The organism is Streptococcus vulneris (assembly GCF_019218685.1).
In the GTDB taxonomy this organism is placed as follows: domain Bacteria; phylum Bacillota; class Bacilli; order Lactobacillales; family Streptococcaceae; genus Streptococcus; species Streptococcus vulneris.
The window spans coordinates 1-4,646 of record NZ_JAHUZC010000020.1 but is presented as its reverse complement, the minus strand read 5'-3'; the positions used below and the strand labels follow the sequence as shown (position 1 = coordinate 4,646).

Below are 4,646 nucleotides of genomic sequence, written 5' to 3'. Positions count from 1 at the left end.
GTATTAGCTAGTTGGTGGGGTAACGGCTCACCAAGGCGACGATACATAGCCGACCTGAGAGGGTGATCGGCCACACTGGGACTGAGACACGGCCCAGACTCCTACGGGAGGCAGCAGTAGGGAATCTTCGGCAATGGACGGAAGTCTGACCGAGCAACGCCGCGTGAGTGAAGAAGGTTTTCGGATCGTAAAGCTCTGTTGTAAGAGAAGAACGAGTGTGAGAGTGGAAAGTTCACACTGTGACGGTATCTTACCAGAAAGGGACGGCTAACTACGTGCCAGCAGCCGCGGTAATACGTAGGTCCCGAGCGTTGTCCGGATTTATTGGGCGTAAAGCGAGCGCAGGCGGTTAGATAAGTCTGAAGTTAAAGGCTGTGGCTTAACCATAGTACGCTTTGGAAACTGTTTAACTTGAGTGCAAGAGGGGAGAGTGGAATTCCATGTGTAGCGGTGAAATGCGTAGATATATGGAGGAACACCGGTGGCGAAAGCGGCTCTCTGGCTTGTAACTGACGCTGAGGCTCGAAAGCGTGGGGAGCAAACAGGATTAGATACCCTGGTAGTCCACGCCGTAAACGATGAGTGCTAGGTGTTAGACCCTTTCCGGGGTTTAGTGCCGCAGCTAACGCATTAAGCACTCCGCCTGGGGAGTACGACCGCAAGGTTGAAACTCAAAGGAATTGACGGGGGCCCGCACAAGCGGTGGAGCATGTGGTTTAATTCGAAGCAACGCGAAGAACCTTACCAGGTCTTGACATCCCTCTGACCGCTCTAGAGATAGAGCTTTCCTTCGGGACAGAGGTGACAGGTGGTGCATGGTTGTCGTCAGCTCGTGTCGTGAGATGTTGGGTTAAGTCCCGCAACGAGCGCAACCCCTATTGTTAGTTGCCATCATTCAGTTGGGCACTCTAGCGAGACTGCCGGTAATAAACCGGAGGAAGGTGGGGATGACGTCAAATCATCATGCCCCTTATGACCTGGGCTACACACGTGCTACAATGGCTGGTACAACGAGTCGCAAGCCGGTGACGGCAAGCTAATCTCTTAAAGCCAGTCTCAGTTCGGATTGTAGGCTGCAACTCGCCTACATGAAGTCGGAATCGCTAGTAATCGCGGATCAGCACGCCGCGGTGAATACGTTCCCGGGCCTTGTACACACCGCCCGTCACACCACGAGAGTTTGTAACACCCGAAGTCGGTGAGGTAACCTTTTAGGAGCCAGCCGCCTAAGGTGGGATAGATGATTGGGGTGAAGTCGTAACAAGGTAGCCGTATCGGAAGGTGCGGCTGGATCACCTCCTTTCTAAGGATAAGGAACTGCGCATTGGTCTTGTTTAGTCTTGAGAGGTCTTGTGGGGCCTTAGCTCAGCTGGGAGAGCGCCTGCTTTGCACGCAGGAGGTCAGCGGTTCGATCCCGCTAGGCTCCATTGGTGAGAGATCACCAAGTAATGCACATTGAAAATTGAATATCTATATCAAATAGTAACAAGAAAATAAACCGAAAACGCTGTAGTATTAATAAGAGTTTATGACTGAAAGGTCAGAAAATAAGGTTAAGTTAATAAGGGCGCACGGTGGATGCCTTGGCACTAGGAGCCGAAGAAGGACGTGACAAACGACGATATGCCTTGGGTAGCTGTAAGTAAGCGATGATCCAGGGATTTCCGAATGGGGGAACCCAACAGGTACTACCTGTTACCCACATCTGTTAAGGATGTGAGGAGGAAGACGCAGTGAACTGAAACATCTAAGTAGCTGCAGGAAGAGAAAGCAAAAGCGATTGCCTTAGTAGCGGCGAGCGAAACGGCAGGAGGGCAAACCGAAGAGTTTACTCTTCGGGGTTGTAGGACTGCAATGTGGACTCAAAGATTATAGAAGAATGATTTGGGAAGATCAGCCAAAGAGAGTAATAGCCTCGTATTTAAAATAGTCTTTGTACCTAGCAGTATCCTGAGTACGGCGGGACACGTGAAATCCCGTCGGAATCTGGGAGGACCATCTCCCAACCCTAAATACTCCCTAGTGACCGATAGTGAACCAGTACCGTGAGGGAAAGGTGAAAAGCACCCCGGGAGGGGAGTGAAATAGAACCTGAAATCGTGTGCCTACAACAAGTTCGAGCCCGTTAATGGGTGAGAGCGTGCCTTTTGTAGAATGAACCGGCGAGTTACGTTATGATGCGAGGTTAAGTTGAAGAGACGGAGCCGTAGGGAAACCGAGTCTGAATAGGGCGCCTTAGTATCATGACGTAGACCCGAAACCATGTGACCTACCCATGAGCAGGTTGAAGGTGCGGTAAGACGCACTGGAGGACCGAACCAGGGCACGTTGAAAAGTGCTTGGATGACTTGTGGGTAGCGGAGAAATTCCAAACGAACTTGGAGATAGCTGGTTCTCTCCGAAATAGCTTTAGGGCTAGCGTCGACATTAGAGATTCTTGGAGGTAGAGCACTGTTTGGGTGAGGGGTCCATCCCGGATTACCAATCTCAGATAAACTCCGAATGCCAATGAATTATGGTCGGCAGTCAGACTGCGAGTGCTAAGATCCGTAGTCGAAAGGGAAACAGCCCAGACCACCAGCTAAGGTCCCAAAATAATTGTTAAGTGGAAAAGGATGTGGGGTTGCACAGACAACTAGGATGTTAGCTTAGAAGCAGCTATTCATTCAAAGAGTGCGTAATAGCTCACTAGTCGAGTGACCCTGCGCCGAAAATGTACCGGGGCTAAAACAATTTACCGAAGCTGTGGATACCTTTATAGGTATGGTAGGAGAGCGTTCTATGTGTGATGAAGGTGTACCGTGAGGAGTGCTGGAACGCATAGAAGTGAGAATGCCGGTATGAGTAGCGAAAGACAGGTGAGAATCCTGTCCACCGTAAGACTAAGGTTTCCAGGGGAAGGCTCGTCCGCCCTGGGTTAGTCGGGACCTAAGGAGAGACCGAAAGGTGTATCCGATGGACAACAGGTTGATATTCCTGTACTAGAGTATGTAGTGATGGAGGGACGCAGTAGGCTAACTAAAGCAGACGATTGGAAGTGTCTGTCTAAGCAGTGAGGTGTGATATGAGTCAAATGCTTATATCTATAACATTGAGCTGTGATGGGGAGCGAAGTTTAGTAGCGAAGTTAGTGACGTCACACTGCCAAGAAAAGCTTCTAGCGTTTAAACATACTCTACCCGTACCGCAAACCGACACAGGTAGTCGAGGCGAGTAGCCTCAGGTGAGCGAGAGAACTCTCGTTAAGGAACTCGGCAAAATGACCCCGTAACTTCGGGAGAAGGGGTGCTGACTTTACGTCAGCCGCAGTGAATAGGCCCAAGCAACTGTTTATCAAAAACACAGCTCTCTGCTAAATCGTAAGATGATGTATAGGGGGTGACGCCTGCCCGGTGCTGGAAGGTTAAGAGGAGTGCTTAGCGTAAGCGAAGGTATGAATTGAAGCCCCAGTAAACGGCGGCCGTAACTATAACGGTCCTAAGGTAGCGAAATTCCTTGTCGGGTAAGTTCCGACCCGCACGAAAGGCGTAATGATTTGGGCACTGTCTCAACGAGAGACTCGGTGAAATTTTAGTACCTGTGAAGATGCAGGTTACCCGCGACAGGACGGAAAGACCCCATGGAGCTTTACTGCAGTTTGATATTGAGTGTCTGTACCACATGTACAGGATAGGTAGGAGTCTATGAGATCGGGACGCCAGTTTCGAAGGAGACGTTGTTGGGATACTACCCTTGTGTTATGGCCACTCTAACCCGGATAGGTGATCCCTATCGGAGACAGTGTCTGACGGGCAGTTTGACTGGGGCGGTCGCCTCCTAAAAGGTAACGGAGGCGCCCAAAGGTTCCCTCAGAATGGTTGGAAATCATTCGCAGAGTGTAAAGGTATAAGGGAGCTTGACTGCGAGAGCTACAACTCGAGCAGGGACGAAAGTCGGGCTTAGTGATCCGGTGGTTCCGTATGGAAGGGCCATCGCTCAACGGATAAAAGCTACCCTGGGGATAACAGGCTTATCTCCCCCAAGAGTTCACATCGACGGGGAGGTTTGGCACCTCGATGTCGGCTCGTCGCATCCTGGGGCTGTAGTCGGTCCCAAGGGTTGGGCTGTTCGCCCATTAAAGCGGCACGCGAGCTGGGTTCAGAACGTCGTGAGACAGTTCGGTCCCTATCCGTCGCGGGCGTAGGAAATTTGAGAGGATCTGCTCCTAGTACGAGAGGACCAGAGTGGACTTACCGCTGGTGTACCAGTTGTCTTGCCAAAGGCATCGCTGGGTAGCTATGTAGGGAAGGGATAAACGCTGAAAGCATCTAAGTGTGAAACCCACCTCAAGATGAGATTTCCCATGATTTTATATCAGTAAGAGCCCTGAGAGATGATCAGGTAGATAGGTTAGAAGTGGAAGTGTGGCGACACATGTAGCGGACTAATACTAATAGCTCGAGGACTTATCCAAAGTAACTGAGAATATGAAAGCGAACGGTTTTCTTAGTTTGAATAGATATTCAATTTTGAGTAGGTATTACTCAGAGTTAAGTGACGATAGCCTAGGAGATACACCTGTACCCATGCCGAACACAGAAGTTAAGCCCTAGAACGCCGGAAGTAGTTGGGGGTTGCCCCCTGTGAGATATGGAAGTCGCTTAGCT

At 50.3% G+C, this 4,646-nt stretch carries 1 tRNA gene and 3 rRNA genes; all 4 read left to right on the top strand.

Annotated elements, in window-relative coordinates:
* Nucleotides 1-1,303, top strand: a 16S ribosomal RNA gene (locus tag KUA57_RS09340); the annotation flags it as partial.
* A gap of 51 nt (nucleotides 1,304-1,354) precedes the next feature.
* Nucleotides 1,355-1,427 (top strand) — tRNA-Ala (locus KUA57_RS09335).
* Nucleotides 1,428-1,551: 124 nt separating this feature from the next.
* Nucleotides 1,552-4,453: ribosomal RNA gene (locus tag KUA57_RS09330) — 23S ribosomal RNA — on the top strand.
* A 76-nt stretch (nucleotides 4,454-4,529) separates the two neighbouring features.
* Nucleotides 4,530-4,645: ribosomal RNA gene (rrf, locus tag KUA57_RS09325) — 5S ribosomal RNA — on the top strand.
* Nucleotide 4,646: the final 1 nt, after the last annotated feature.